27 protein-coding genes are annotated in these 25,622 nt (G+C 72.5%); 11 read left to right on the top strand and 16 right to left on the bottom strand.

All coding sequences use genetic code 11. The features are described from left to right. Positions 1 to 10 precede the first annotated feature (10 nt). Genes FIV43_RS10460 through FIV43_RS10470 form a run of 3 tightly spaced genes read right to left on the bottom strand, consistent with a single transcriptional unit; the run spans position 11 to position 3,412 of the window. Positions 11 to 1,204: a hypothetical protein gene (locus FIV43_RS10460; RefSeq protein ID WP_141014083.1), complete on the bottom strand. Its 1,194-nt coding sequence runs from the start codon at positions 1,202 to 1,204 to the stop codon at positions 11 to 13. Further along, positions 1,201 to 2,358: a hypothetical protein gene (locus tag FIV43_RS10465; RefSeq protein WP_141014084.1), complete on the bottom strand. Its 1,158-nt coding sequence runs from the start codon at positions 2,356 to 2,358 to the stop codon at positions 1,201 to 1,203. The genes FIV43_RS10460 and FIV43_RS10465 overlap by 4 nt, the downstream gene beginning before the upstream one ends. 37 nt (positions 2,359 to 2,395) lie before the next feature. Further along, positions 2,396 to 3,412 carry a hypothetical protein gene (locus tag FIV43_RS10470; RefSeq protein WP_141014085.1) on the bottom strand — a complete coding sequence of 339 codons (1,017 nt, stop codon included), beginning with the start codon at positions 3,410 to 3,412 and terminating at the stop codon, positions 2,396 to 2,398. Between the two features lie 119 nt (positions 3,413 to 3,531). On the opposite strand from FIV43_RS10470, the gene FIV43_RS10475 reads away from it, so the two are divergent. Further along, entirely contained in the window at positions 3,532 to 4,752 is a 1,221-nt protein-coding gene (locus tag FIV43_RS10475; RefSeq protein ID WP_141014086.1) for a glycosyltransferase, read from the top strand. 22 nt (positions 4,753 to 4,774) lie between these two features. Here the strand turns inward: FIV43_RS10475 and FIV43_RS10480 are convergent, their stop codons facing one another. Then, positions 4,775 to 5,968 carry an acyl-CoA dehydrogenase family protein gene (locus FIV43_RS10480; protein ID WP_141014087.1) on the bottom strand — a complete coding sequence of 398 codons (1,194 nt, stop codon included), beginning with the start codon at positions 5,966 to 5,968 and terminating at the stop codon, positions 4,775 to 4,777. Positions 5,969 to 6,078: 110 nt separating this feature from the next. Between FIV43_RS10480 and FIV43_RS10485 the strand changes: the two genes are divergently transcribed. Continuing rightward, the gene (locus tag FIV43_RS10485) at positions 6,079 to 7,143 is read left to right on the top strand and encodes a glycosyltransferase family 2 protein (RefSeq protein ID WP_141014088.1); all 1,065 of its coding nucleotides are present in this window, start codon (positions 6,079 to 6,081) and stop codon (positions 7,141 to 7,143) included. Between the two features lie 23 nt (positions 7,144 to 7,166). On the opposite strand, the gene FIV43_RS20985 is transcribed toward FIV43_RS10485, so the two are convergent. The 7 genes from FIV43_RS20985 to FIV43_RS10520 all read right to left on the bottom strand — a co-directional run bounded on the left by FIV43_RS20985 (position 7,167) and on the right by FIV43_RS10520 (position 14,687). Beyond that, a complete protein-coding gene (locus tag FIV43_RS20985; protein WP_181407442.1) occupies positions 7,167 to 8,231 on the bottom strand; it encodes a hypothetical protein in 1,065 nt (354 codons plus the stop codon). A gap of 118 nt (positions 8,232 to 8,349) precedes the next feature. After that, complete coding sequence (locus tag FIV43_RS10495; RefSeq protein ID WP_141014089.1) at positions 8,350 to 9,660, bottom strand: endonuclease/exonuclease/phosphatase family protein; 1,311 nt, start codon at positions 9,658 to 9,660, stop codon at positions 8,350 to 8,352. Between the two features lie 208 nt (positions 9,661 to 9,868). Next, a complete protein-coding gene (locus tag FIV43_RS10500) occupies positions 9,869 to 11,248 on the bottom strand; it encodes a phospholipase D-like domain-containing protein (RefSeq protein WP_141014090.1) in 1,380 nt (459 codons plus the stop codon). A gap of 85 nt (positions 11,249 to 11,333) precedes the next feature. Next, a complete protein-coding gene (locus FIV43_RS10505) occupies positions 11,334 to 11,723 on the bottom strand; it encodes a hypothetical protein (RefSeq protein ID WP_141014091.1) in 390 nt (129 codons plus the stop codon). A 71-nt stretch (positions 11,724 to 11,794) separates the two neighbouring features. Next, complete coding sequence (locus FIV43_RS10510) at positions 11,795 to 12,874, bottom strand: hypothetical protein (protein ID WP_141014092.1); 1,080 nt, start codon at positions 12,872 to 12,874, stop codon at positions 11,795 to 11,797. Continuing rightward, complete coding sequence (locus FIV43_RS10515; protein WP_141014093.1) at positions 12,874 to 13,089, bottom strand: DUF6752 domain-containing protein; 216 nt, start codon at positions 13,087 to 13,089, stop codon at positions 12,874 to 12,876. The genes FIV43_RS10510 and FIV43_RS10515 overlap by 1 nt, the downstream gene beginning before the upstream one ends. Then, a complete protein-coding gene (locus tag FIV43_RS10520) occupies positions 13,086 to 14,687 on the bottom strand; it encodes a class I SAM-dependent methyltransferase (RefSeq protein ID WP_141014094.1) in 1,602 nt (533 codons plus the stop codon). Before FIV43_RS10520 ends, FIV43_RS10515 begins: the two co-directional genes overlap by 4 nt. Positions 14,688 to 14,765: 78 nt before the next feature. Here FIV43_RS10520 and FIV43_RS10525 point away from each other — a divergent pair, with 78 nt between their 5' ends. From FIV43_RS10525 to FIV43_RS10540, 4 genes are read left to right on the top strand one after another with little or no spacing between them, the layout of a single operon-like run. Beyond that, positions 14,766 to 16,049 carry a magnesium transporter MgtE N-terminal domain-containing protein gene (locus FIV43_RS10525; RefSeq protein ID WP_141014095.1) on the top strand — a complete coding sequence of 428 codons (1,284 nt, stop codon included), beginning with the start codon at positions 14,766 to 14,768 and terminating at the stop codon, positions 16,047 to 16,049. Then, the gene (locus FIV43_RS10530) at positions 16,042 to 16,650 is read left to right on the top strand and encodes a DUF1003 domain-containing protein (protein ID WP_141014096.1); all 609 of its coding nucleotides are present in this window, start codon (positions 16,042 to 16,044) and stop codon (positions 16,648 to 16,650) included. The genes FIV43_RS10525 and FIV43_RS10530 overlap by 8 nt, the downstream gene beginning before the upstream one ends. Positions 16,651 to 16,660: 10 nt before the next feature. Next, complete coding sequence (locus tag FIV43_RS10535) at positions 16,661 to 17,836, top strand: Mrp/NBP35 family ATP-binding protein (RefSeq protein WP_141014097.1); 1,176 nt, start codon at positions 16,661 to 16,663, stop codon at positions 17,834 to 17,836. 36 nt (positions 17,837 to 17,872) lie between these two features. Next, positions 17,873 to 18,208: a sec-independent translocase gene (locus FIV43_RS10540; RefSeq protein ID WP_141014098.1), complete on the top strand. Its 336-nt coding sequence runs from the start codon at positions 17,873 to 17,875 to the stop codon at positions 18,206 to 18,208. Between the two features lie 16 nt (positions 18,209 to 18,224). On the opposite strand, the gene FIV43_RS10545 is transcribed toward FIV43_RS10540, so the two are convergent. From FIV43_RS10545 to FIV43_RS10565, 5 genes are all read right to left on the bottom strand, one after another. Continuing rightward, on the bottom strand, positions 18,225 to 18,761 hold the full coding sequence (locus tag FIV43_RS10545; RefSeq protein WP_141014099.1) for a hypothetical protein: 537 nt from the start codon (positions 18,759 to 18,761) through the stop codon (positions 18,225 to 18,227). A 94-nt stretch (positions 18,762 to 18,855) separates the two neighbouring features. Further along, positions 18,856 to 19,461 carry an arsenate reductase ArsC gene (locus FIV43_RS21430; RefSeq protein WP_331251019.1) on the bottom strand — a complete coding sequence of 202 codons (606 nt, stop codon included), beginning with the start codon at positions 19,459 to 19,461 and terminating at the stop codon, positions 18,856 to 18,858. A 79-nt stretch (positions 19,462 to 19,540) separates the two neighbouring features. Then, the gene (arsB, locus tag FIV43_RS10555) at positions 19,541 to 20,677 is read right to left on the bottom strand and encodes an ACR3 family arsenite efflux transporter (protein ID WP_141014101.1); all 1,137 of its coding nucleotides are present in this window, start codon (positions 20,675 to 20,677) and stop codon (positions 19,541 to 19,543) included. Beyond that, entirely contained in the window at positions 20,674 to 21,075 is a 402-nt protein-coding gene (locus FIV43_RS10560) for an ArsR/SmtB family transcription factor (protein WP_231122958.1), read from the bottom strand. Before FIV43_RS10560 ends, arsB begins: the two co-directional genes overlap by 4 nt. A gap of 88 nt (positions 21,076 to 21,163) precedes the next feature. Then, positions 21,164 to 22,006 (bottom strand): helix-turn-helix domain-containing GNAT family N-acetyltransferase, encoded by an 843-nt coding sequence (locus FIV43_RS10565; protein WP_141014102.1) that lies wholly within the window; start codon positions 22,004 to 22,006, stop codon positions 21,164 to 21,166. A gap of 111 nt (positions 22,007 to 22,117) precedes the next feature. Here FIV43_RS10565 and FIV43_RS22320 point away from each other — a divergent pair, with 111 nt between their 5' ends. The 5 genes from FIV43_RS22320 to FIV43_RS10580 are packed head-to-tail and all read left to right on the top strand — an operon-like array spanning position 22,118 to position 25,548. Beyond that, on the top strand, positions 22,118 to 22,981 hold the full coding sequence (locus tag FIV43_RS22320) for an NAD(P)-binding domain-containing protein (protein ID WP_231122960.1): 864 nt from the start codon (positions 22,118 to 22,120) through the stop codon (positions 22,979 to 22,981). Continuing rightward, a complete protein-coding gene (locus tag FIV43_RS22325) occupies positions 22,975 to 23,541 on the top strand; it encodes a hypothetical protein (protein ID WP_231122967.1) in 567 nt (188 codons plus the stop codon). The genes FIV43_RS22320 and FIV43_RS22325 overlap by 7 nt, the downstream gene beginning before the upstream one ends. Before the next feature lie 31 nt (positions 23,542 to 23,572). Then, on the top strand, positions 23,573 to 24,658 hold the full coding sequence (locus tag FIV43_RS10575) for an MFS transporter (RefSeq protein WP_196780759.1): 1,086 nt from the start codon (positions 23,573 to 23,575) through the stop codon (positions 24,656 to 24,658). Beyond that, entirely contained in the window at positions 24,658 to 24,870 is a 213-nt protein-coding gene (locus FIV43_RS21435; protein WP_196780760.1) for a hypothetical protein, read from the top strand. Before FIV43_RS10575 ends, FIV43_RS21435 begins: the two co-directional genes overlap by 1 nt. A 45-nt stretch (positions 24,871 to 24,915) precedes the next feature. After that, a complete protein-coding gene (locus FIV43_RS10580; RefSeq protein WP_141014103.1) occupies positions 24,916 to 25,548 on the top strand; it encodes a LysM peptidoglycan-binding domain-containing protein in 633 nt (210 codons plus the stop codon). The last annotated feature ends 74 nt before the right edge of the window (positions 25,549 to 25,622 follow it).

A 25,622-nucleotide genomic window follows, 5' to 3' on the forward strand; every position in this document is an offset into this window, starting at 1 on the left:
GGATCGACGCTCAGCGAACGACCCGGCGGAGGCGGCGCCCGATCCCCCTCGCGATCGTGGCCGGGGTGCGGCGCCGCCGGCCCTCCGACGCGCCCGGTCCCCCCGCGCCGGAGGCGGCCCGGGTCGCCTCCTCGAGGGCGTGCCGCGACCGCTGCCATTCCTCCCAGCGCAGGGCGGTCATGCTCGCCACCAGCGCCACCGCCGCCGCGGAGACCTCCGCCTCGCTCACCGACACCTCGCCGGAGCGCACCGGCGGGGTCAGGTCGTCCGGGTCGCCGACCAGGTCGATGCCGAGCTCCTCCAGCTCGGCCCGGTGCCGCTTCATCTGAGCCTCGCACCAGGTCGCCAGCTCCGTCGGCAGCCGCAGCGCACCGGCGCGGGGCAGCAGCGCCAGGCAGCGTCGTACCAGCCAGCCGCGGACGGCCAGTCGGTACTCGTCGCGACCGTGCAGCTCCTCGGGCAGGGCGGCGTTGACCCGGCGCAGCAGCTCGGCCTGGGGGTAGGAGAGGGACTGGTTGAGGCTCGCCGGCGCCGCCTGGAGGCTCGCCGGGTCGACGCCGACGGTCCGGCAGAAGAGCTCTTCGAGCCCCTCCCCGGAGACGGGGACGGCGATCACGTGGATCCGCTCGGCCGGGACGTGGACCATCCAGTCCCGGACGATCTGGGGCGTCTCGTGGCGACGACGGAAGAGCGGCGCGTGGTCGCCGCTGACCGCGGCGAGGAAGTCCGGGTAGGACTGCGTGCCGTGCTCCTTGACCACCTGCTGCCACTCCGAGGGCAGGACCCGGTCCCACGGGCGCACCGTCAGTACGACGTGGACCTCGTGGTCGGCCAGCGCGCCGGCCAGGGCGGCGATGCCCTCGGGGCGGAACTCGGCGATGCCCTCGATGGTGACCAGGTGGCGGCGGGCCGGCCTGCCGAGTCGCTCCCGCAGCAGCCGCAGCGACTCCTCGACCGCGCCCGGCCGGGGCGGCTGGGGTCCACCGAGCCGCTTGAGCGGCTGGGCGAAGGACTGGTGGTCGTCCTGGGTGTTCAGCGCCAGGTTGACGCCCTGCGACCGCAGCTCGCGCCGGGAGGCGCGGAGCACCGACTGGAGGGTGGTGGTACCGCTCTTGCGGGCCCCGATGTGCAGGTAGACGACCGCACGGCCCTCGGCCGCGCCGCTCTGGTCCGCGGCCCGCGGCGCTGCGTCGGCGCTGCTCACCGGCCCAGCCACCGCCGGACGGCCCGGCCGGGACCGGTGCGGCCGAGTCGGGTGCGCAGCCGCGTCGCCGGGGCAGCCGGCGGCGGCGCCTGCGGCTTGGTACGCCGCCTGCCGCCCTGCTGTTGCGCCTTCTGCTCCTCCACCTCGCGCCACCGGTCCGCAGCGAGGTCGGCCAGCGTGGTCATCGCGACCTCGGCCAGCTCGGCGTCGGAGACGTTGTCCGGACCGGTCGCCAGCTCCTCGGTCGCGACCAGGTCCTCCGGCCGGCCGATGATCCGGGCCGGGCCCGTGCGGAGCGCCTCGAGCTGCATCGCGCTCTCCTGCTGCGCCCATCCCAGGTATTCGGCGGGGAGGCGGATCGAGGACCCGCGGTGCTTCATCAGGCTGCGCCGGGTCAGCCACTCCCGCATCCCCACGCGATAGCTGTGCGCCGGCTCGGGCAGGCGGTCGCCCAGCGCGATGTTGACCCGGCGCAGCATCTCGGCCTGCGCCAGGGTGAGCGACTGGTTGATGGTCCCCTTCGGGGTGACCAGGCTGGCGGGGTCGATGCCGACGAGGTCGGAGAACAGGTCGACCAGCGTGCCCTCGGTCCGGCTGGACGGCGGGACCGCGATCACCCTCACCGGGGCGTGCGCCCCCCAGCGCTCCACCATCTGCGGCAGGTGCTGACGGGCCACGAAGCGCTGGGCCGTCTCGCCCGAGCGGGCCCGCACGTCCTCGATGAAGTCGCGGTAGGTGCCGGTGTGGCGCTCCTTGACGCACTGCTGCCACTCCGAGGGCAGGGTCAGCCCCCAGTGCCGCGCGGTGACGACGACCTCGACGTCGAAGTCGGAGAGTCCGCCGACCATCGCCTCGATCGCCGGCCTCGGCAGCTCGGCGAGGTCCTCCAGGGTGATCAGGTGCCGGTGGTCCGGCTTCGCCCGGATCCGCTCCGCGGTCCACGCCATCGCCGCCGTGGCCGAGGTCGCGTCCCCGGTCGCGGCCAGCTCGCGCAACGGCGTCAGCTGCCGCCGTACGTTGCGCTCACGGGTGCGGAACATCAGGGCGACGCCCTGCTCATCCAGCGCCTCGACCGAGTTACGCAGGGCCAGTTGCAGGTAGGACGTCCCGCTCTTGCGGGTTCCGATGTGCAGGAAGACCTTGGTTCGCGCCACGCGCGTCATCCTCTCACCCCCGTCGACGGGGGCACTCTCAGGCGCTCGCTTCGCGGGCGAACCGCAGCAACGCCGCGCTCACCGCGCCGGCGCGTTCGACCAGGTCGGCCGGATCGACGTCCTCGGGCGGCACGCTTCCGGGCCTCGGGGCGCCGTCCAGCAGGTCGGCGGTGTCGCCGACCAGGTCGTAGCCGCCGGCCTCCAGCGCCGCGACGCTGGCCCGGGCGCGGTCGCGCAGGCGCTCGACGGTGTCGGGGTGCAGGCCGATCGGCCTGCCGCCGAGCGGCACCAGCACCTGGTGGGCGATCCGGTTGCGCAGCCACACGTACCGCTCGTTCCACGGGGTCGAGGCCGGGTCCGTCGCCTCCAGCAGCGCCGGGCCGATCTCCTGCAGCAGCCGCGCCGACTCGACTCCGAGCGACTCGTTGTGCGTGGCGACCTCGGTGTCCAGGCCCTCGGCCCGCACTCCGAGGAGTCCGAGGAACCGGTGCAGCAACAGCCCGGGCTCGCTGCCGCGGGGCGGCACGGTGACCACGTGGATCCGGTCGGCCGGCAGGTGGTCGGCCCAGGGCCGCAGCGCCTCGACCGGGTCGAACACCTTCCAGCTCCACTTGCGCTCCGGACGGTCCAGGCCGGCGACGAAGTCGTCCAGCGAGCCGCCGGAGCCGAGCTTGAGCTCCTCCTGCCAACCGGCCGGCACCTGGGCGACGAAGTCGCGCGCGGTGAAGACCACGTGCAGGCGGTCCGCGCCCAGGTCGTCGACGATGCCGGCGATCTGTTCCGCGGTCGCCTCGACGTACCACTCGTTGCTCAGCACGAGGTCGGCCACGACGTCGTCGGCGCGGCGCACGAACCGGGCCCACACCTCGGCCTCGCCGCGCAGGTGGCGACCGGCACGCACCTCGATCGAGGCGCGGTTCTGGTCGAAGAGACGCTTGCCCGGGAAGAACAGCCCACGCTCGCGCAGCTCGGAGCGGTTGTGCCAGAGCAGCGACTGCAGGTAGGTGGTCCCCGACTTGGGTGCGCCGATGTGGAGAACTACCCGCTCGGCCATGCCCACACCCTAGGGCGTGCCGCACAGATCGACGCGCGCGGTTTGGTCGCCGCGCGCGGTCGGCCGGTCGGCCGCCGCGACCACGTCGCCCAGCGACCCATCCGGTAGAGTCCGCCGCCGTGCGTCAGCGGCTCACCTTCATGGTTCCCTTCGCCTACGGAGTCGGTGGCATCCCCCGCACCGTCTTCACGGTGGCGAACGAGTGCGCGGCCCGTGGGCACGAGGTCGACCTCGTGACGATCTCGCGCAGCCGCCCCACGCCGTACTTCGATCTGCACCCCTCGATCCGCGCCACCGCGGTCTTCGACCTCTTCGACGCCGAGGACCCCGAGCGCAGCGTGAAGCGGCCCCGCCGTGACCCCAAGTCGGACCCGGCCCTGCGCAAGGCGGACCGCACCAGGTCCTCGCTCAGCGCCGACGCCCACCCCGCCTTCAGCGCGCTCGTCGACCAGCGGCTCGCCGAGATCCTCGGCCGAAAGACGTCCGGCGTGGTGGTCACCACCCGACCGGAGCTCGCCGTCGCGGCGACCCGGTGGACCGGCCCGAAGGTCGGCGTCATCCACCAGGAGCACCTCTCGATCACCGCGCGCGGTGGCGCGATGCGCGCCGAGATGCGGGCGCTGACCGCCCCGGACGCGGAGCGGCGGCTGGGCGCGTTCCTCACCCTGACCGACGCCGAGATGGACAAGTGGCGCGAGGTGCTGGCGCCCACCGACACGATCCTGGACGTGGTGCCGAACCCCACCCCGTTCGAGGTCGGGGCACCGGCGCCGCTGACCGAGCCCGTCGTCGTGGCCGCCGGTCGCCTGGAGCACCAGAAGGGCTTCGACATGCTGGTCGACGCCTGGCGCCCGCTCGCCGCCAGCCACCCCGACTGGCGCCTGGACATCTACGGCGAGGGCCGCCTCGAGTCCGACCTGCGACGCCGCATCGACGAGCTGGGCATCGGCGAGCAGGTGCGCCTGCGCGGCCTGACCACCGAGATGGAGCGGGTGCTCTCGGAGTCCTCGATCTACGCGATGTCCTCGCGGTTCGAGGGGCTGCCGATGATCCTGCTCGAGGCGATGTCGAAGGGCGTGCCGCCGGTCAGCTTCGACTGCCCGGAGGGCCCGCGCCAGCTGATCGACGACGATCGCAACGGTCGGCTGGTGCCGTTGGCCGACACCGCCGCCCTGGGCGCCGCGCTGGCCGACCTGATGGACGACCGCGCCCTGCGGCTCCGCCTGGGGGCGGAAGCGCAGGGCACGGCGTCGGGCTATGCGGTCGGTCCGGTGGTGGACCGCTGGGAGGAGCTCTTCGAGGCGGTCGCACCGCGACGCCGCTGGTGGCAGCGCGGCTGACCGCCGCAGCGGCCCCCTCGGGTCAGGCCTTGTACTCCTTGAGGAGCTGGCGGCCGATGATCATCTTCTGGATGTCGCTGGTGCCCTCGCCGATGAGCATGAACTTGACCTCGCGCATCAGCCGCTCGATCTCGTACTCCTTGGAGTAGCCGTAGCCACCGTGGATCCGGAAGGAGTCCTCGACGACCTCGTTGGCGTACTCCGAGGCCACCATCTTCGCCATCCCGGCCTCGACGTCGAGGCGCTTGCCGGTGTCCTTCATCCGCGCCGCACGCACCATCATCGTGTGCGCGGTCTCCACCTTGGTGGCCATGTCGGCCAGCCGGAACAGCACCGCCTGGTGGTCGGCGATCTGCTTGCCGAAGGTCTTGCGCTGCTGGGAGTAGGCGATGCCCAGCTCGAAGCCGCGCCAGGCCAGCCCGCAGGCACGGGCCGCCACGTTGACCCGGCCGACCTCGACACCGTCCATCATCTGGAAGAAGCCCTTGCCCGGCTCCCCACCCAGGATCTGGTCCGCCGCGATCCGGTGGTCCTCGAGGATGAGCTCGGTCGTCTCGACGCCCTTGTAGCCCATCTTCTCGATCTTGCCCGGCACGGTGACGCCCTGAGCGGTCTCCCCGAAGCCGGCCTCCTTCTCGACCAGGAACGTGGTCATGTTCCGGTAGACCGAGTCCGCACCCTCGTCGGACTTGCACAGCAGCGCGACCAGGGTGGAGGAGCCACCGTTGGTCAGCCACATCTTCTGCCCGGTGATCGAGTACGACCCGTCGTCGAGCTTCGTCGCCTTGGTCGAGACCGCCGAGACGTCCGAGCCCAAGCCCGGCTCGGACATCGAGAAGGCGCCGCGCACCTCGCCGGTCGCCATCCGGGGCAGGTACTTCTGCTTCTGCTCTTCGGTGCCGTGCTGCATCAGCATGTAGGCCACGATGAAGTGGGTGTTGATCACCCCCGACACGCTCATCCAGCCGCGGGCGATCTCCTCCACGCACAGCGCGTAGGTCAGCAGGGACTCCCCCAGGCCGCCGTACTCCTCGGGGATCATCAGGCCGAAGACACCGAGCTCCTTGAGGCCCTCGACGATGTCGGTCGGGTACTCATCGGCGTGCTCGAGCTCCTGGGCTACCGGGATGATCTGCTCGTTCACGAACACGCGGACTGCCTTGAGGATCTCTCGCTGGTCCTCGGTCAGTCCGTCGGTCTCACACAGGCGTGCCATGGGCGTCTCCTTCTGCTGGCGAACCGCGCTGACTCTACCGGCCGGTCACATAGCGGTCTCGGGATGAGCCTGTGACTGTTCGCACGTCCGCGGACCGCTACCGTGGCCCCATGCTGGTCACGGCCTCCACGATCAAGGACTCCGCGGCCAACGTCAGGTTCTTCGTCGAGGCCAACCTCGCCTCGGGCGTCGACCACCTGATCGTCTTCCTCGACGCGCCCGCCGAGGAGGGTCAGGGCGAGGTCGAGGCACTCCTCACCGCGCACCCCCACGTCACCTGCGTACGTGCCGGCGGCGGCAGCTGGTGGCACGGCGAGCGCCCGGCCAACCTCAACCACCGCCAGCGGATCAACGCCAACTGGGCGCACGAGCTGCTCGCGCCCCTCGGCTGGGCCACCTGGTTGGCCCACGTGGACGGCGACGAGGTCGCCCGGCTGGACCGCGCCGCGCTCACCGCCCTGCCGGACTCCGTCACGGCGGTGCGGATGCGGCCGCTGGAGGCCGTGGCCCGTGCCGGCGCCGAGGAGCGGTCCACCCTGTTCAAGGAGCTCCTCGACGACGCCGACCTCACCTTGCTCCAGGTGCTCGGCGTCCTCGACGAGGCCAGCAACCAGGGCTACTTCCACGGCCACGTGATGGGCAAGTCCGCGATCCGCGTCGGCGGCTCGGCGGGCCTGACCCTGCACGACGCGGTCGCCGCCGACGGGTCCCGGGTCACCTCGACCGAGGACCCCGCGTTCACCGTGCTCCACTACGACGCCCCCACCGAGCGGGAGTTCGTGCGCAAGTGGACCGCGCTGGCGGCCGCGGGCCCCGCACGCTACCGGGCCTCCCGGCAGCCGATGGCCAAGGCGCTGAGGACGCTGATCGGTCGCGACCTGCCCGCCGACGTCCGCGAGCGCTACCTGCGCCGGATCTACGAGCGGACGATCGCCGACGACGTCACCACGCTCGACGAGCTCGGCCTGCTGGTGACCTGCGACCCGACGGCCGGGGACCACACCCCGCAGCGGCTCACCGAGGCCCAGGCACGCGCCCTGACCCAGCGGGTCGCCGAGCTGCGGGAGGCGCCGAAGTCGGCGTACCTGCTGCGGGACGGGAGCAAGGACCGGGTCAGGGACGGCGCCGCCGAGGACGACGGCGCGAGCCGACGGCGGGGTCGCTGGCTGCGCTGAGGCTCCTCGGCCCGGACACCGGATCAGCGACGCCAGAAGGCCCAGCGTGCCCGGTCCTCGGTTCGCTCGGCCGGCCGGGACCGTTCCGTTCGCCCCTGCTCGGTCAGGATCGCGGCGAGCGCGGTGACCGCGGCCGCGGCGACGGCGTCGCCGTCCGGCGTGCCGTCCACCTCCTCGAAGGCCTCCGGCGCGCAGCGCAGGTCCGCCAGGTCCCCGACGATGTCGTAGCCCGCGGCGGCCAGCGCCGAGATCTGCGCGTCGGCCACCTCCTCCGCCCACGGCCGCAGCGCCTGCGGCAGCCGGATCGCGGCCCCGTCCTGGGCGGAGAGCACCTGCGCGGCGAACCAGCGCTTGCCGACGTTGCCGTAGACCTGGCGGCGACGGACGTCGTCGGGCAGCTCCAGGTTGACGCGGCGCAGCACCTCGGCCTGCACCCGGCCGATGCTGGTGTTGGCCGGGTCCTCCTCGGGCCGGACGGTGGACGGATCCAGGTCCAGCACGCCGCAGAACCGCTCCAGCAGCAGCGTCGGCGAGCTGCCCCGCGGAGGCACCGTGACCACGTGGATCCGCTCCGGCGGGAGGTGCCGCGCCCACCGGGCCAGCACCGCCGGCGGGTCCAGGTGGATCCACGGATGGGTGCCGCGGCCCTCTCGCTGCGACTCCTGCAGGCCGTGCAGGTAGTCGCCGTAGTCGACGGTGCGGCCGGCCTTCACCTCCTGCTGCCAGGAGGAGGGCACCTGGCGACCGAGGTCACGCGCGGTCAGCACCACGTGGACCTCGCGGTCGGCGCAGGCGGCCAGGAACCGCTCCACCTGTCGCGGCCGGGCGGCTGCCAGCGACTCCTGGCTCAGCAGCGCGGCCGGTCCGGACGCCGCCCGCAGGGCCGCGGTGAACCGGTCCAGCGCCTCCGGCACGCTGTCCGGGTCACGCCCCGCGTGGTAGCGCTCGCGGACCAGGAGCATCAGCTCGAACGCCTCGCGTTTCGTCGCCGGCACCAGGTCCAGCCCCTGTTCCCGCAGTGCGTCCCGGCTGGCGAGCATCGCCGCCTGGAGGTAGGACGTCCCCGTCTTCTGCAGTCCGACGTGCACGTGGAGACGGCGGCGTCCTGCCATGCTCAGCGGGCCCAGAGATCGTCGACGATCGCTGCTCCCCTGGTGAGGGCGAAGGCACCGACGTGCAGCGTGGCCTGGGACTGGGCGGTGACCATCACGTCGGACAGGTTACGGCTGACGTCGATGCGCTGGGTGGTGACCCCTCGGCGTCGGTGGCCATCAGCAGGGTGCGCGGGGCGCCGCTGGAGCGGTACGCGGCGCGGCAGGCGCGCTCGCAGCGTCGTACCGCGCTCGCGCTGTCGCCGACCGAGGCGATCCGGGACGCCAGGCCGTTCTCCCGGATGGTGAACGAGCGGCTCCGGGTGAGCACCCGGACGTGGACCCCGCGATCGACCGCGCGGCGCAGCCACTTCGCCGTACGGCGGTGGTTCAACGCCGCGGTCACCACCTCGAGGGTGCCCCCGGCGGGGGTCGCCCGCACCGCGTCGATCACGGTCCGGGCCACCGCGTCCCGCTCGGCCGGCGTGCCCGCGGGGTCGTTGCGGACCGTGGTCGAGGTGCTCGGCGCGTCGCTGGTCCAGCGGTAGCCGGCCACCACGCCGTTGTGGTCGGAGTTGAGCTTGATCGACCGGTGCTGCTGGGCAGCGATCATCTTCTTGCTGCGCAGGAACGCGAAGTCGATCGTGTAGCGGCCCTTGGTGCGGAACGCCCCGCCCAGTGCCTGGTACGTCGACCGCAGGCGGGCCTTGCTCAGCAGGTCGGCCGGGTAGCGGCCGCCCCCGACCGCGAAGTTGAAGTCGCCGCCGACCAGCACCGGGCCCGCCGGGGTCAGCTGCGCGACGAGCGCGCCGAGCTTCTCCACCGAGGGGCGGGAGAGGTCGACGACCCGCCCCTTGCCCATCCGCAGCGGCGGCGCGAGGTGCGCGGCGACCACGGAGATCCGGCGGCCGTCCGCGGACTCCAGCGTCACCCAGTTGACGAAGCGGAGGCCGAGGCGGGTCCGCTTGCCGGGCGGGATCTTGCGGAAGTTGGAGATCCGCTTCGTCCCGGAGTCGATCTTGGTCCACACGTCCGAGCGCCAGGCCACAGCGACCGCCTTGGTGTACCAGTTCTTCTCGGAGCGGAACAGGTCGTAGCCGGCCGGCGCCAACTGCTCGTCGTCGCGTCCGGTCACCTCGTTGTAGGTGATCACGTCGGGCACCTGGGCGATCACCTTGTCGCGGTCGGCACGGAACTTGGTGACCGAGAGACGCATCGGGATGTTCGCCTGGACCAGCGTGACGTCGCTGCGGGCCGGCTGCTTGCCACTGAGGTCGAGCGACCCCTCCGGCTCGTCCTGGGCGTCGGGCAGCGCGAGCAGCCCGAGGCCGAGCGCGGCCAGGGCGACGGCACCCGCCACGACGATGCGGGCGCGGCGCCGGCCGCCCTTCCCGCGGGGAGGGGTGGGGTGGGTGGTGGGCGACATTGGGGGAGCTCCTCGTCGTGATGTCTCGCGCGACGCGCGTCAAATCACAGGAATCACACCATGCTCACCAGCCCCTCGCAACACAACCGCTGAACTACAAGGATGTAGTTCTGACCTGCGCAAACGGCATCGGCCGGCGAGCGGAGCACCCTACGACGAAGCGGCGCCGACCCCGGCCGGGGTCGGCGCCGCTTCGTGAACTGGTGACTCAGTCCATCTCGACGTTCGCGAACGGATTCACGTTGCCGCGGGTGACCACGCGACGACCGTTCTCGTAGACCGCGTTCGCGTCCCGGCCGTACATCAGCGGCGCGGCGGTGAACATCGGCCGGTTGAACCAGTAGCTGAGGTGCTCCTCGTAGCGCTTCACGTAGCGAGGGTTGCGGTAGACCCCGACGTTCTCGTCGCTGACCTTCGACACCCCGGTCCAGTTGGCCGAACCGTTGAGCACCGCGTAGCCGGTCCGGTCCTTGCCGTAGTGACCGCGGACGGTGATCACCTTCATGTGGAAGTAGAGGTCGAACTCGCCGTCACCGTTCTTGTCCTGCACCATGTGGCGCAGCGGGACCGGCCCGCGGCCGCCCGGCGCCCGCAGGTAGCGCCCGACGTCGATCCCGATCACCGTGTAGCCGACCATCAGGTTGCAGCCGGCGTTCCACAGCGAGCGGATCTTGCGGGCCAGCTTCATCCCGCGGCTGGTGCGCAGCACGTCGGGCGAGATCCGCACCACGGTGCGGCCGTTGCCGGTGTTCTTCGCGCCCTTGCACTTGATGTTGTTCATCACCTGCATGACGGGGTCGGGCACGTTCTTGCCGCGGTTGGGGAAGTGGATGACCGAGAAGTTCCGGAAGTTCTTGCGCACGTACATGCGCTTGGCCTGCTTGTCCTTGGCGGCCTCCAGGAACACCTTGCGGTAGACCTTCCACACCCCGTCGTGACCGACGTGGGTGAGCACGTCGTTCCACTGGTTGTTGGTCGAGGCGACGGTGAAGTTGGCCGAGCCCTGGATCACGACCTGCCGGGCCTTGCCGGCCCGGGAGAACATGAAGAACTTGGAGTGCGCGCCGCCCTTGGTGCCGCGGCAGGTGCCCTGGCAGACGCGGGCCCAGCTGCGCCGGTGCTTCGGGCGACCCTTGTTGTTGCTCCGCAGCTGGTTGCGCAGCGCCTTGAACTGGATGTTGTTGACGTTGCGGTTGACGTTGTTGGAGTCCATCAGCAGACGCACCCGGACGTTCCGCTTCTGCGCGCGCAGCAGGGCCTTGCGGCCGGCGGAGGTGAGGAAGTTCCAGGAGAAGATCATGATCTCCTCGCCACGCGGGGTGGCGTTGATGCTCTTCATGATCTTGCTGAAGATGGCGTTGCGCGCGCCCGCGTTGCCGACCGGGCTGTTCACCGTGATCCCCGCCTTGGGGGTGAATCGGGCGGCCTTCCGGGCCGCGACCGGCTGCGCGGCCGGTGCGGTGGAGGCGCTGGAGTCGGTGGGAGTCGCCGACGGCGTGGGTGCGGCAGTGGCCGACACCGGGATCAGCAGGCTGATCACCAGCGCCGCAGCCGCGAGCACGGCCCCGAGCAACCGGTTGACGTACATAGGTGAAGGTCCCCTCGATACTTGGTGGCACCACTGCGATCGCTGAGGCGCACGGGGCGTTCGACGCCCCGGCGTCAGCCCGAGATCACGCCGTGCAACGCCTGGTCACCGAACGATAGTCGTCACTGTCCTCCAGCGGCGAACCCACGTCGAACACCGGGCCGCCCTCGAAGGCGTAGAAACGGTCGTCGAAGAGGACCAGGCGCTGCCCCGAGGAGCACCCGATGAAGTCGCGCTCCAGGTAGGCGCCCTCGTCGTCGACACATCCGCGGTACACCCGGGGCAGCTCGCCGCCGTCGTACCAGATGTCGGAGCACGCCGGAGCGTTCGCCGGAGCGTCGCTGGTCGGACTCGTCGCGCTCGACGGGTCCGCCGCCCGGTCCGCCTCCGACGACCCCTCGTCGCCGCAGCCGGTCAGCGCCACCGCACCGGCGAGGGCAAGCCCCGCCCAGCTGATCCGCGCCCCATGTTGCATGCGCCCGATGATACGTCGCGGTCCCGAGCCGATGGCCCTCCCCCGCCGCGGCGCGCCGCGGCCCGGGCGCGTCACCGCCGGCGCAACCGCCATCCCCGGCGGCCGCCGCCGGGACGGGTGGCCGGCGCCGCGGCCCGGTTCTCGTTGCGCAGCGTCCGCACGTCGTCGAGCAGGACCGCGACCAGCTCGGCGCCGGCGGCGGCGACCTCCGCGTCGGTGACGCTCCCGGGGGTGCGTCGGGGCGGCAGGTCGTCCGGGACGCGCAGCCGCTCGACATCGCCGACGACGTCCACCGGATGCGCGGCGAGGTAGTCGATCTGCGCCTGCGCGCGGGCCCGGCAGTCCGCGACCTGGTCCTCGGCCGGCCAGAACTTCTCGCCCTGCCGGGTGACCAGGCGCTCGTCGGCCAGGAAGGTCCGGATGTAGACACCCTTGTCGAAGGCCTTGGTGAAGCCGTCGAGGTTGCCGTTGACCCGGCGCAGCAGCTCGGCCTCGACGACACCCATCGACTCGTTCGGGAACGACATCGAGGTGTCGTAGGCGGCGGCGTCGATGCCCAGCAGTCCGGCGAACCGGTGCCAGATGTCCTCGCGAGGGGCCGTGGGGTCCAGCGGGAGCACGTGGATCCGCTCGTGCGGCACCGCCCGGGACCAGCGCTCCAGCACCAGCCGGAGGTCGAGGGTGCGCCAGTTCCAGATGTCGGTGGGGCGCGCCGAGACCTCGCGGCCGTAGTCGGCCATCGGGGTCGTGCTGCGGTTCTTGAGGCTCTCCTGCCAGCTCGCGGTGAAGAGGCCGAGCGGCTCGCGGGCGGTCACCACCAGGTGCACCTCGGCCGGCGCCAGCGCCTCGACCATGCGCTGTGCCTGCTCGACCGCGGCGGCGGCGAAGAACTCGTGGGAGACCAGCCCGACGCCGGACCAGGCGGCCAGCTCGGTGCGCACCCGCTCCCAGGCCGCGAACTCGCGGTCGGTGTTGCGAGCGCCGCCCTCCTCCCGGACCACCCGGCTGGACCACAGGTGGTCGCGCCGCTCGCGCCCCGGGAGCAGCACCCCGTCCGAGCGCAGCTGGTCCCGCGCCGCCCAGACGATGGTCTGCAGGTAGGTGGTGGCCGTCTTCGGCAGCCCGATGTGCAGGTAGACGCGCTCGGCCATCAGAGACTCTGGTTGAAGGCGGCGATGGCGCGCTCGACCCGCTCGGGGTCCCGGTCCGCCAGCGGTACGACGAGCTCGGTGACCAGGTCCGCCAGCTCCGCGACCCGCAGGTGGTGGCGGCGCAGCTCGGCGATCTCGCTCTCCAGCTGGGCCACCCGCTCCTCCAGCTCGCGCACCCTTCTGCTCGGCGGCATCGGGTTCATCGTGTGCGTCATCTCCACTCTGCGCTCAGTCGGGCCACCGGGCCCGTGGTGCCGTCCGCGGCGACCGTCGTCGACAGCACCCTGCCACCCTGCGCCTCGAGGAGCGCGACGACCTCGGCGACGTCCACCCCGGCAAGGGGGCCTGGCGCGTCGGTCCGGTCGACCTGCTCGGTCGGTGCGAGGAGGAACTCAGCATAGAGGCGCCCGCCGCGGCGCAACGCCATCGCGGCGAACCGCGCGACGTTGGCCCGACCGGCCGCGCTGGTCGCGTCCAGCAGGTGACGGGCGACCAGCACCCGTGGACCCTGCCGGCGGCTGATCCACGCGCCCTCGCCGTACACCGAGCGCAGCTCGGTCAGGTTCAGGGGGCGCAGGGTCAGCGGCAGCCCCGCGGCCTCGGCCCGGCGCAGGGCGGCGGCGCCCGCCCGCGGGACGAAGTCGTAGCCGATCACGGTCCGGCCCTGCCGCGCCCACCACCAGGCGTCGCGTCCGTGCCCGGTCCCGACGTCCACCACGGTGGCCCCCGGCGGCGCCTCGGCGTGGACCAGCCGTGCCAGCGCGGACGGTCCGGTGCCCAGGTGTGCCGGGCCGGCCAGCGCCCGCTCCCAGTCCGCCCGGTGCGGAGCAGTCCCGCGGAACCAGGCGTCCAGGCGCCGGGTGACGTCCGGCGGGGTCCTGAACCGGAACGCCGGGTCCGGCACCCGCCAGCCGAGGCCATAGCTCGCCTCGAGCAGCTTCTCCGGCCGGGCCGGGGCCGCGAACTCGCGGTCGCCGATCCGGCAGGTGGTCAACGGCCACAGCCACTCGCGCCGGTAGTCGGCACCGACCTCCCCCATCACGTAGAGCCGGTCGTGGTCGAAGAAGGCGGCGAACAGGTCGAGCCCGCGGGTGGCCCCGTCGCTCTCGGTGACCTGGATCCGGAAGGCGGCCCCGCTGTAGCGGTAGGTGACGAAGCCCTTCGCGTTCAGCGCCCGCTGCAGCCGGAAGGACTCGCGAGCGACGTCCACCGGCGCCGTGTACGACGACAGGTAGGCCAGGTCCGCGTCCGAGTCGTGCCCGAGCAGGTTCTGCTCGCGCACGGCCCCCAGCAGCGTCCCCCAGGCCGGGAAGGCGGTCACGTCCAGCGCGGCGAGCGCGGCGACCACCTCCTCCATCGCGTCCAGCAGCGGGGCCACCTGGTCCCCGCGGCCGGAGAAGGTGGGGCTGAACCGCCCGGACTTGTCCAGGCTGATCTCCAGCCCACGGTTGTTGACGAAAGCGATCCGTCGGTCGGTGTCGGTGAAGGCCACCTCCTGGTCGTGCAGCCGGGTCCCGGTGACGTGCTCGACCACCTCGACCCGGCTGCGGCCGTCCAGGAACCGCTGCATCCGGTCCGGCCACGCCACGTGGCGGCGCAGACCGACCTGGCCGCGCGTGTCGCGGACCACCCAGAACGACCAGATCCTGCGGCCGTCGAAGAGCACGTCGACCACCCGGTCCGGACCGCGCACCGCGAGCGTGAGCCCGTCGGGACCCACCGCGTGGACGTGAATACGCGCGCCGAGGTGCCGCGCGAGCCGCCGCGGGACGACGGGGCGACGGCGGGGGCCGCTGCGTGCCACGTTGTCCATGGGCACCGGATGCTAGATGACCCGCGCCCCCGTCGCGGTTGTCGGGATCGGCGCGGCGGACCCGATAGCGTGCGGGGTGTGAGTGCCACCCCGTCGCGTGTCTACGCCGCCCGGCTGGTGGGCCTGCCGATCTTCGACCCCCAGGGCGACCAGGTCGGCAAGGTCCGCGACCTCGTCGTCACCGTGCGCAGCGAGGCGGTCCGCCCGCGGGTCCTCGGCATCGTCGCGGAGGTCTTCGGGCGACGCCGGATCTTCGTGCCGATGACCCGGGTGACCAACGTCGACTCCGGGCAGGTCTACACCACCGGTCTGCTCAACATGCGTCGTTTCGAGCAGCGCTCGACCGAGACGCTGGTGATCGGGGAGATGCTCGACCGCACCGTGACGATCAAGCCGTCCGGGGTGACCGGCACCGTCTACGACGTCGCGATGGAGCGGGCCAGGGTCCGCGGCGACTGGGAGCTGTGCCGGGTCGCCGTGCGCGAGCCGGGCAAGGGGCTGCGCCGGCGCGGGCAGAGCCACGTCGTCGAGTGGGACGAGGTGGACGGCCTGACCCGGCCCGAGGACGGCCAGGGCGCGACGCACCTGGTGGCCGCGCTCAACGACATGAAGCCGGCCGACGCGGCCAACATCCTCCACGACCTGCCGACCGAGCGGCGGACGGCGGTCGCGCTCGCGCTGGACGACGAGCGGCTCGCCGACGTGCTCGAGGAGCTGCCCGAGGAGGACCAGGTCGAGATCCTGGAGGGCCTGGACTCCGAGCGGGCCGCGGACGTGCTGGAGGAGATGTCCGCCGACGACGCCGCCGACCTGGTCGCCGACCTGCCGCCGGAGACCCAGGAGATCCTGCTGCGGCTGATGGAGCCGGACGAGGCCGAGGACGTCCGACGGCTGATGAGCTATGTCGAGGACACCGCCGGTGCGATGATGACGCCGGAGCCGGTGATCCTGGGCCCCGACGCCACCATCGCCGACGCGCTGGCCCACGTCCGCAACCCCGACCACACCCCGTCGCTGGCGGCGATGGTCTACGTGTGCCGCCAGCCGCTGGAGCCGCCCACTGGGAAGTTCCTCGGCGTGGCGCACATCCAGCGGCTGCTCCGCGAGCCCCCCTCCACCCTGGTGGCGGGGGCGATGGACGACGCGCTGGAGCCGCTGCGCGCCGAGGCGACCATCGACGAGGTCGCCGGCTACCTGGCGACCTACAACCTGGTCGCGGCGCCGGTGGTCGACGAGAACGGCCGGTTGCTCGGCACGGTGACCGTCGACGACCTGCTCGACCACATGCTGCCCGCGGGCTGGCGCGACCGCCCGGAGCGGCGGGGCGGCGCGAGCCAACGGACGGGGGTACGCCGTGGCTGAGCCTCGTCGTACCGGCTCGGGCGGGTCGCCGAGCGCCGGGTCGGACCGCCTGGACACACCGACCGCCGGCCGGCGGCAGCTGGTCCGCCGGCCGACCTACAACGCGGACACGTTCGGCGTCTTCGCCGAGCAGTTCGCACGGTTCATGGGGACCGCGACCTTCCTGATCTACATGACGCTCTTCGTGGCGATCTGGATCGGGTGGAACCTGGTCGCCCCCGGACCGGCCCGCTGGGACGACTACCCGTTCATCTTCCTGACGCTGATGCTCAGCCTGCAGGCCTCCTACGCGGCGCCGCTGATCCTGCTCGCCCAGAACCGGCAGGAGGCCCGGGACCGGGTGATCGCCGAGCAGGACAGGCAGGCCGACGCCCTGGCCCACGCCGACATGGAGTTCCTCGCTCGCGAGGTGGCGTCGCTGCGGATGGCGGTCGGCGAGGTCGCCACCCGCGACTACGTGCGTTCGGAGCTGCGGTCCCTGCTCGCCGAGCTCGACGACCGGGCCGAGCAGCGGGACGCGGGGGCGGCCGACGCCGCGGAGGAGCCGGGTGCGCCGTCTCACGGTGACGGCGACGCGGGCCGCTCGCCAGCAGGTGCCTAGACTCGTCGGTGTGAGTACGTCCAGCGCAGTCCCGACCGTCGATCAGGTGACCGAGGCCCTCGCCACGGTGAACGACCCCGAGATCAAGCGCCCCATCACCGAGCTGGGGATGGTGGACACCGTGGAGGTCCGCGAGGACGGCGTCGTCGACGTCCGGGTCCTGCTGACCGTGGCCGGTTGTCCGCTCAAGGACACCATCAACCGTGACGTGACCGCCGCCGTCAGCGCCCTGGCCGGCGTCAGTGACGTCCGGATCGACCTCGGCGTGATGACCGCCGAGCAGCGCTCCGGCCTGCACGAGCAACTCCGCGGCGGTCAGGCGCAGCGGGAGATCCCGTTCGCCCAGCCGGGGTCCCTGACCAAGGTCTTCGCGATCGCCTCCGGCAAGGGAGGAGTCGGCAAGTCCTCGGTGACGGTCAACCTGGCCCTGTCGCTGGCGAAGGCCGGCCGCAAGGTCGGCATCGTCGACGCCGACATCTACGGACACTCCGTGCCCGCGATGCTGGGCGTGGCGGACGCCCGCCCGACCCAGGTCGACGATCTGATCATGCCGGTCCCCACCTCCTCGGGCGTCTCGGTGATCTCGATCGGGATGCTCAAGCCCCGCCGCGACCAGGTCGTCGCGTGGCGCGGACCGATGCTCGACCGGGCGCTGGTCCAGATGCTCGCCGACGTCTACTGGGGCGACCTGGACGTGCTGCTGCTGGACCTTCCGCCGGGCACCGGCGACATCGCCATCTCGCTGGGCCAGCACCTGCCGGGTGCCGAGGTCGTGGTGGTGACCACGCCGCAGGAGGCGGCCGCCGAGGTCGCCGAGCGGGCCGGGACGATGGCGTCGATGATGCACCAGCGCGTGGTCGGCGTGGTCGAGAACATGAGCTATCTGCCCTGCCCGCACTGCGCCGAGGAGGGCAAGGACCACCGGCTCGAGGTCTTCGGCAGCGGCGGTGGCGACCGGGTCGCGGAGACCCTCTCGGGCCGCTTCGGGTACGACGTACCGCTGCTCGGCCGGATCCCGCTGGACCTGTCGCTGCGCGAGGGCGGGGACGCCGGGAAGCCGATCGTCGACGCCGACCCGACCGCGCCCGGCGCCGTCGCGCTCAACGAGATCGCGGAGCGGCTCGGTGGACGCGGTCGCGGTCTGGCCGGGATGCAGCTCGGCCTCACCCCCAGCAACCGGTTCTGATCCGGGCACTGATCCAGGTCGGACGGGGGTAGCGGCGTGTTCGGGATCGGCTTCGCCGAGCTGGTGGTGATCGCGTTCGTCGCCGTGGTCGTCTTCGGCCCGGACAAGATCCCCGGGATCGCGCGTCAGGTCGCGCAGGTGGTCAAGCAGATCCGCCGCTTCGCCAACAACGCCCGCGACGAGCTGCGCACCGAGCTCGGCCCGGAGTACTCCGACCTCGAGCTGCGCGACCTCGACCCCCGGCAGATCGTGCGCAAGCACATCACCGAGGCGCTGGCCGAGGAGGAGGCCGAGGAGCGGCGGCAGGCCAAGGAGAAGCGCTCCGCGCTGCCGGCCGGCGAACGCCCCCCGTTCGACCTCGAGGCCACCTGAGCGGCTGACCGGCTGATCAGCGGCGGCTCTGCACCGCCGCGACGGCGTGGAACGGGAGCAGCAGCGTGCGTCGCTCCTCCCCCGTGACCAGCTCGCAGAAGTCCTGACCGACGCGGCGCAGGGTGCCGTCGTGGCGGCTCCCGTCCCGCAGGTGCACCACGCACCGCTCCCCGGCCTCGGAGAGCCGGCGCAGCGCCGAGCCGATGCCGAGCCGGGCGACCGGGGACCAGGCCACCGCCGGGATCGCGCGGACGGAGGCGCCCTCGACCGTGGCCACGGCATCCAGCCGGACGACCCAGTCCTGGTCGCGCGCCGCGAGCAGCGTCCAGCCACCAGCCACCCGCTCCAGGGTGCCGGTCACCGCCCCGACACCCTCGATGCCGAGGGTGACCTCGGAGTCCACGCTCGCCATCAGCCGCCCGGCCAGCGAGACCTCCTGGTACTCCGCGCGGCTACGGTCGGCGACCTCGGCGTCCCGCTCGGCCGCATACAGCGCACCGGCCTGCTGCTCCAGCTCGTCGAACAGCGCGAAGAGCTCGTCTTCCCAACCCATGCCGCCACCATCCCAGACGGCTCGCCGCCACCACGACTCCCCGGCGCTCAGCCGCCCCTCGGCCAGCGCTCGGCGGCCCGGTCGGCCGGAGTCGTCAGGGGGTGTCCGGCAGCAGCTCGGCCAGGAGCTTCTGGACGCGCTGGTCGATCTCGTCGCGGATCGCCCGCACCGCGTCGGGCCCCTTGCCGGAGGGGTCGGTCAGCGCCCAGTCCTCGTAGCGCTTGCCCGGGAAGATCGGGCACGCGTCGCCGCAGCCCATGGTGATCACCACGTCGGAGGCCGCGACGTCCTCGGTGAGCAGCTTCTTGGGGAACTCCTGGGAGATGTCGAGCCCGACCTCGGCCATCACCGCGACGACGGCGGGGTTGACCGAGTCGGCCGGCGCCGACCCCGCCGACCGAACGTGAACGCGTCCCGCGGCGTGGTGGTCGAGGAGCGCGGCGGCCATCTGGGAGCGGCCCTGGTTGTGGACGCAGACGAAGAGGACCTCGGGGGTGGTGGTCATGTGGATGTCCTTCTGGATGCGGGCTTGTTCGACCAGCGCGGCGTGCGCGATCTGGGCGGTCAGGGTGGGCAGGTAGGTCTTGATGCGGGCCTCATGGGCGATCCGCTGGTAGGTGTCGGCGACGTAGGCGTGGATGGTCTCGGTGCCGAAGATGCCGGCGAACTCGGGCTCCAAGGCGTCGGCGATGCGGTGCAACCGCTGGCCGGCTCGAGGACGTGCCAGCCGGTGAAGTCGGTCCGCACGGACCGGCGCGAGGGCGGGTCGGTCCGGGCGGTCATCGCGCGGACCTCTCGGCGCCCTCGGACGGCTGGTCGGACGGGTAGTAGCGTCGCCGGGCCCAGAGGGCGACGTAGACCAGGGCGACCAGCACCGGGACCTCGATCAGCGGCCCGACGACCCCGGCCAGGGCCTCTCCGGAGGTGACCCCGAAGACCCCGATCGCGACGGCGATGGCGAGCTCGAAGTTGTTGCCGGCCGCGGTGAACGCCAGGGCCGTGGTGCGCTCGTAGGTCATCCTCAGCCGGTAGCCGAGGAAGAACGACCCGGTCCACATCAGCGCGAAGTAGGCGAGGAGCGGCACGGCGATCCGGGCCACGTCGAGGGGCTGGCTGGTGATGGTCTCGCCCTGCAGCGCGAACAGGATGACGATCGTGAAGAGCAGGCCGTAGAGGGCGGTGGGGCCGATCTTCGGCAGGAACCTCTGCTCGTACCACACCCGGCCCTTGGCCCGCTCCCCCAGCGTGCGGGTCAGGAACCCGGCGAGGAGGGGGATGCCGAGGAAGATCAGCACGGACTTCGCGATGTCCCAGACCGAGACGTCGAGTCCTGTCTGGTCGAGACCGAGCCAGCCCGGCAGCAGCTCGAGGTAGAAGTAGCCCAGGCCGGCGAACGCGACGATCTGGAAGACCGCGTTGAGGGCGACGAGGATCGCCGCGGCCTCGCCGTCTCCGCAGGCGAGGTCGTTCCAGATCAGCACCATCGCGATGCAGCGGGCGAGCCCGACGATGATCAACCCGGTGCGGTACTCGGGGAGATCGGGCAGCAGCAGCCACGCGAGGGTGAACATCAGCGCGGGGCCGACGACCCAGTTCAGGAAGATCGAGGAGACCAGCAGCCTGCGATCGCCGGTGACGTGGCCGAGCTCGTCGTACCGGACCTTGGCCAGGACCGGATACATCATCACCAGCAGGCCGATCGCGATCGGCAGCGACACCGAGCCGACCTCGACCTGCGCGAGAGCGTCGTCCAGGCCGTCGAAGGACCGGCCGAGGACGAGGCCGACGATCATCGCCGCGATGATCCAGACCGGTAGATACCGGTCGAGCAGCGAGAGGCGCTGGATGACCGCGGCGTCCTCCGGCGCGGCACCGCCGCGCGGGGTGCTGCCCGCGTCCTGCGAAACGTCGCTCATGCCGGCGCTCCGATCCCCACCGCGACCTCGGCCGGCGCCAGCCCGGCGGTGGTGAAGAGGGTGACCATCGCCTCCATCGCAGCGGGCCGGACCTGGTAGTAGACCCAGACGCCTCGCTTCTCGCGGTTCAGCAGGCCCGACTCGTGCAGCACCTTGAGGTGATGGCTGATCGTGGGTTGGGACAGGTCGAAGGCCGGCAGCAGATCGCACGCGCAGGCCTCGCCGTTCTCGCGCGAGAGCACCATGGACATCAGCCGCAGACGCACCGGGTCGGCGAGCGCCTTCAGCAACGGCGCCACGTGGGCCGCCTGGTCGGCCGTCATCGGCTCACGCGCCAGCGGCGTACAGCACGCCAGTGCGTCCTCGGGGGCAGCCTCACGGGCTCCAGACATCGACATGCGTCAATACTCACGCACATCTATGCGTTGGGTCCAGCCCGCGAGGCGAACACGCGGTGAACAGTTCCACCGCGACTCCGGACGTCGCTCAGTCGGCGTCGCGCCGACGCTCGAGCAGCACGGTGTCGCGCCAGACCCCGTCGAGCCGGGCGATCCGGGACCGGACCGCCAAGGTCCGGTAGCCGGCCGCGTGGTGCAGCGCCAGGGAGGCGCGGTTCTCGGGGAAGATCGAGGTCTGCAGCGTCCACAGGCCACCCGCGTCGGCTTCGGTGACCTGGCGGTGGAGCAGCGCCTTCCCGACACCGCGGCCGCGGGCACCCTCGGTGACGTAGACGCTGGTCTCCCCCACCCCTGCGTAGCAGTCACGGGTGGAGACCGGCGATGTGCCGGTCCAGCCGACCACCTGACACCGGCCGTCGACGTCGAGCTCGGCGACCCAGGCGTGCCCGGGCAGCCACTTCCTCGCCAGGTCGGCGATCGGCGGCACCCGGGTCTCGAAGGTCGCGTTGCGGGTCGCGATGCCCTCGGCGTAGATGTCGCGCACCACCGGCAGGTCGTCCTCGGTCAGGGCGCGGGTGGCCACGTCCGCCGGCAGGTCCTCGGGGCAGCAGGGAACCGAGGCGAGCGTGCCCATCACGACATCCGCGGCGTGCGGCAGACCGGTGCAGCACGCCGGATTCACGGTGACCACCGACGAGGTGCCGACCTTGTCGATCCTGACGAAACCGACCTCGGCCAGCTTGCGGACGTGGTGGGAACAGGTGGACTGGCTGATCCCCAGCGCCGCGGCCAGGTCGCCGACCCGGATCCGCCCGCCGGACGCGGTCGAGACCGCGTGCAGCAACCGCACCCGGGTCGGGTCGGAGAGGCTGGCGAACCACTCGGCGTACGTCGCCGCTGCGTCCTGCGTCAGCGTCGGGTGCGGATGCATGCCGCTGACAATATCGACGCTGATCGATGGTTGCAATAATCGAAGCGGATCGATACAGTCGCATTCATCGACTCTCGTCGATATAGGCCGTCGACACCCCAGGAGCAGAAGATGACCACCACGCCGGCACCGACCGCCACCGCGTCGCCCCTGAGCCCCGGCCCGACCCGCCCACTGGTGATCGTCGGCGCCGGACCGATCGGTCTCGCTGCCGCCGCCCACGCCTGGTCCCGCGGGCTGCCCACCGTCGTCCTCGAGGCCGGCGAGAGGGCCGGGGCGGCCGTGCAGGCGTGGGGCCACGTGCGGCTGTTCTCGTCCTGGGGCGAGCTCGTCGACCCCGCGGCCGAGGATCTGCTCGCTGGAACCGGCTGGACAGCGCCGGACCCGCAGACCTACCCGACCGGCGCACAGTGGGCCGAGCTGTACCTCGCACCGCTCGCCGCGGCGCTGGACGCGACGGCGGAGGTCGACGTCCGGCTCGGGCAGCGCGTCGTCGGCCTCGCCAAGCACGGCCGCGACCGGATGGTCGACTCCGGCCGGGACGAGGCGCCGTTCACCGTCCACCTCCAGGGTCCGGACGGACGGACGCGACTCGAGGCCGCCGCCGTCATCGACGCCTCCGGCACCTGGGGCGTCCCCAGCCCCCTGGGCGGCGACGGCCTGCCCGCCATCGGCGAGGATGCTCACGCCGACCGGATCCGCTACGGCATCCCCGACCTGGCCGACCCGGAGACCGCGGCCCGCTACGCCGGGAAGCACGTCGCCGTCGCCGGCACCGGCGCCTCGGCACAGAACACCCTGGTCGGTCTCACCGCGCTGGCGCGCGAGCACGCCGGCACCCGGGTCTCCTGGCTGGTCCGCCGCACCGCCACCGACGACGCGTTCGGGGCGGCGACAACGACCAGCTCGAGGCCCGTGGCGCCCTGGGTCGGCGTGCGCAGGCAGCCGTCGAGTCCGACGCGGTCTCCGTGGTGACCGCGTTCCGCACCGGCGAGGTCGCCGCCGGCGGGGCCGGCACGCTGACCCTCACCAGCCTCGACGGCGCCACGCTCGGCGACGTCGACGAGATCATCGTGGTGACCGGGTTCCGTCCCGACCTGAGCTGGCTCGCCGAGGTCCGTCTCGACCTCGACCCGGTGCTCTCCGCCCCGAGCCGGCTGGCTCCCCTGATCGACCCCAACGTCCACTCCTGCGGCACCGTCTACCCGCACGGCGCCGCCGAGCTCGCCCAGCCCGAGACCGGCCTGTACCTGGCCGGCATGAAGTCCTACGGCCGGGCGCCCTCGTTCCTGGCGCTCACCGGCTACGAGCAGACCCGCAGCGTCGTGGCCGCCATCGCCGGCGACCACGAGGCGGCGGCCCGTGTCGACCTGGTGCTCCCCGAGTCCGGCGTCTGCGGCGGCTCCGGGGTGTTCGACGGCGAGCCCACCGAGGAGAGCGGTGGCGCCTGCTGCGCGCCCGCCCCGGAGCTGATCACCCTCGCCGCGGCCCCCACCGCACGCGACGCCGGCGGCCGCGGCACCTCCTGCGGATGAGCGCCCGCGCCGCCACCACGCTGCCGCGCGGATGCCCTCGCTGAGCGTCGAGCCGCTCGGCGCACGGCCGCTGCGCCGCGTGGTGGCGGCGCTCTGCGTCACCCAGATCGTCTCCTGGGGCGTGCTGTTCTACGCGTTCCCGGTGATGGCGACGTCCATCAGCGAAAGCCAGGACTGGCCGCTGACCACCGTGGTCGCCGTCTTCACCGTGTCCCAGCTCGTCGCCGCTGTGGCCGGGATCGCCGTCGGCCACCTCCTCGACCGGAACGGGCCCCGGCGGCTGATGACCGTCGGCTCCGCCGTCGCCGTCGTCGCCCTCGTGGTCATCGCGACCGCTCCCTCGCTGCCGATCTTCCTGCTCGGCTGGGTGTGCGCCGGGGTCGCCATGTCCGCGACCCTCTACCCACCCGCGTTCGCCACGATCACCCACTGGGCACCCGCCGAGCACCGGGTCCGCGCCCTCACCGCGCTCACCCTCGTCGCCGGATTCGCCTCCACCGTCTTCGCCCCGCTCGCCGCCGTCCTCGACGGCCACACCGACTGGCGTACGACGTACCTGGTCCTCGCCGGTGTGCTCGCCGGCACCGTCCCGCTGCACTGGCGCGCCCTCGACGCTCCGTGGCGCACCCGCCGCGACGACCCTCGGGCCGCCACCTCCCCGGCCGGTCGCGCACCGGCCCGCGCCGGCGGCACCTGGGAGGTGGTACGACAGCCGCGGTACGTCGGACTCGTCGCGGCGTTCACGCTCGGCGGGTTCTGCGTCTACGCGGTCGTCATCAACCTCGTCCCGCTGCTGACCGAGCACGGGCTCACAACGACCGAGGCCGCTGTCGCCCTCGGCATCGGAGGAGTCGGGCAGGTCGGCGGGCGACTGCTGTATGCACCCGTCATCGCCAAGATGCCCGTCGAGCCCCGCACCGTCGTGGTCCTCCTGGCCGCGGGCGCGACCACGGCGGCGATCGCCCTCAGCGCCGACTGGCTCGTCGTGGTCGGCGTCGCCTCGTTCGCCGCCGGCATCGCACGTGGCATCTTCACCCTGATCCAGGCCACCGCCGTCACCGACCGCTGGGGACGGTCGCCTACGGGGCCCGCAACTCGTTGCTCTCCGGCGGCGTGATGACCGCCTCGGCCCTCGCCCCGTGGGCAGGGGCGGTGCTCGCCGATGCCAGCGGGGGCTACCGCAGCGCGTTCCTCGTCCTGGCGATCGGCGCCGCCGTCGCCGCCGGCCTGGTCGTCGTCACCCGCGGTGCGTCACGGCCGGCGGCCGTCGCGCCAGCCCACCTCTCCACCGACCCGAACTGTGGAGAAACGATTGACAACTTCTTTTAACGGAAGCAGGCTGACGCAAACACACGCAAACGAAGGTATTGAGCGATGGACATCACCTCCCGTGGCCGAGCGGCCATCGTCTGGGTGGTGGTGAGCATCGCCACCTGCGGAACGCTGACGCTCGCGGTCGACGCCCTCGAGGCGCCGGCGGTCGACGGCGCCGATGCCACGGCGGACCTGATCGTCCTGGCCTGCACACTCGGCGCGATCGGCGCAGCGCTGCGCCTGTGGTGGGTGACGACCGGCGTGGTAGCCGGTCTGCTCCGCGGCCGTGCTCCCCGGCCGGACGGGTGGCTGCGACGCACGCTGCTCACCGTGTGCGGGGTGGCGGTCCTCTCCGGGACCGCCACCGCCCACGCCGCCCCGGACCTCGACGGTCTCCCACTGCCGGACCGCAGCACCTCCTCCGGCGTCGCCGCCCCCGGCGCCGGCACCAGCACCGACCCCGCTGCCAGGGACGGGCGCGAGGACCACCGACCCGACGCACCGGACCGGGTCACCGTGCGCCCCGGGGACTCGCTGTGGGCGCTGGCTCGGGCGCTGCTCGGAGCGTCCGCCGACGACACCGAGGTGGCGTCGTACGTCGTCGAGCTCCATGCCGCCAACCACGACGTGATCGGGTCCGACCCCGATCTGATCCGCCCCGGCCAGGTGCTCGACCTGCCCCACCGGCCCTGATCCACCGACCCAGACGACCAGCACCGACCCAGCACCGACCCAGCACCGACACGACGGACCCTCGGGAGGCCCAG

The organism is Nocardioides sambongensis (assembly GCF_006494815.1).
In the GTDB taxonomy this organism is placed as follows: domain Bacteria; phylum Actinomycetota; class Actinomycetes; order Propionibacteriales; family Nocardioidaceae; genus Nocardioides; species Nocardioides sambongensis.